The organism is Streptomyces sp. CAI-85 (assembly GCF_013363615.1).
In the GTDB taxonomy this organism is placed as follows: domain Bacteria; phylum Actinomycetota; class Actinomycetes; order Streptomycetales; family Streptomycetaceae; genus Streptomyces; species Streptomyces antibioticus_B.
Genome location: NZ_JAANNX010000173.1, coordinates 1 through 1,683, shown reverse-complemented (window position 1 = coordinate 1,683; position 1,683 = coordinate 1). Strand labels below are relative to the sequence as shown.

Annotated in this window: 2 protein-coding genes and 1 pseudogene; all 3 read left to right on the top strand. The window is 67.6% G+C overall.

Features of this window, described 5'->3' with window-relative positions:
* Positions 1-27: 27 nt before the first annotated feature.
* Positions 28-471 carry a 50S ribosomal protein L13 gene (rplM, locus tag G6W55_RS37530; protein WP_030788216.1) on the top strand — a complete coding sequence of 148 codons (444 nt, stop codon included), beginning with the start codon at positions 28-30 and terminating at the stop codon, positions 469-471.
* Between the two features lie 45 nt (positions 472-516).
* A complete protein-coding gene (rpsI, locus tag G6W55_RS37525) occupies positions 517-1,038 on the top strand; it encodes a 30S ribosomal protein S9 (RefSeq protein ID WP_030788215.1) in 522 nt (173 codons plus the stop codon).
* Positions 1,039-1,294: 256 nt separating this feature from the next.
* Positions 1,295-1,683: pseudogene (locus tag G6W55_RS37520) on the top strand (phosphoglucosamine mutase); the annotation flags it as partial.

Genomic DNA, 1,683 nt, shown 5'->3' with positions numbered 1-1,683 from the left:
TCACTGAAGAAGCGAAGGCTACGAACCGTGCGTACGTACAGCCCCAAGCCCGGCGATGTGACGCGCCAGTGGCACGTCATCGACGCTCAGGACATCGTCCTGGGCCGTCTCGCGAGCACTGCCGCCTCCCTCCTGCGCGGCAAGCACAAGCCGATCTACGCCCCCCACGTCGACACCGGTGACTTCGTCATCATCATCAACGCCGACAAGGTGCACCTGTCCGGCAACAAGCGGACCCAGAAGATGGCCTACCGCCACTCGGGCTACCCGGGCGGTCTGCGCTCGGTCCGCTACGACGAGCTCCTGGACAAGAACCCGGAGAAGGCCATCGAGAAGGCCGTCAAGGGCATGCTCCCCAAGAACACGCTGGGCCGTCAGATGCTCTCGAAGCTGAAGGTCTACAAGGGTGACCAGCACCCGCACGGCGCGCAGCAGCCGCAGCCGTTCGAGATCACCCAGGTCGCGCAGTAAGTCCGGCCACACCACCCCAAGCTGAAGAGAATCTGAGGTATCACCGTGGCTGAGACCACTGCCGAGCAGCCGCTCGAAGAGACCGAGCTCGTCGACATCGACAGCTACACCACCGAGTCCGAGGTGCCCGTCGAGGGCGAGTACACCTCCGAGTCGCTGGCCTCCCGCTTCGGCGACCCGCAGCCGGCCGCCGGCCTGGGCCGCCGCAAGAACGCCATCGCCCGCGTCCGGATCGTCCCGGGCACCGGCAAGTGGAAGATCAACGGCCGCACCCTCGAGGACTACTTCCCGAACAAGGTGCACCAGCAGGAAGTCAACGAGCCCTTCAAGGTGCTGGAGCTCGAAGGCCGTTACGACGTCATCGCCCGCATCGCGGGTGGCGGTGTCTCCGGTCAGGCCGGTGCGCTCCGTCTCGGTGTCGCCCGTGCGCTGAACGAGGCGGACGTCGACAACAACCGCGGCCCGCTGAAGAAGGCCGGCTTCCTCAAGCGCGACGACCGTGCGGTCGAGCGCAAGAAGGCCGGTCTCAAGAAGGCCCGCAAGGCTCCGCAGTACAGCAAGCGTTAAGCTTCGCTGCCTGCCCGTACGTATCAGGAGCGAGCCTCACCGGCTCGCTCCCGCGTACTCCGAACGCCCCGGCGGCACGCCATTGTGCCGTCGGGGCGTTCGTTTTCTCGCAGCCGTGGGCGTATAACGGCACAAGGTGCTCAAAGGCTTGTGTGATCGGATGTTGAAGGCATGAAATGCCTGAGATGCGGGAGCCGCTCCGACATCGCTCCGCGGCCGCCCAGCCTTTGAAACTGACGCTTCCTCAGGAGGACAAGTGGGACGACTCTTCGGCACGGACGGCGTGCGCGGTGTCGCCAACGCGGATCTGACGGCCGAGATGGCGCTCGGGCTGTCCGTCGCCGCGGCGCACGTGCTGGCCGAGGCGGGCACCTTCGAGGGCCACCGGCCGGTGGCCGTCGTGGGGCGGGACCCGCGCGCGTCCGGGGAGTTCCTGGAGGCCGCCGTGGTGGCCGGTCTGGCCAGCGCCGGTGTGGACGTGCTGACGGTCGGCGTGCTGCCGACGCCCGCCGTCGCCCACCTCACCGGTGTGCTCGGCGCCGACCTCGGCGTGATGCTCTCCGCGAGCCACAACGCCATGCCCGACAACGGCATCAAGTTCTTCGCCCGCGGCGGCCACAAGCTCGCCGACGAGCTGGAGGACCG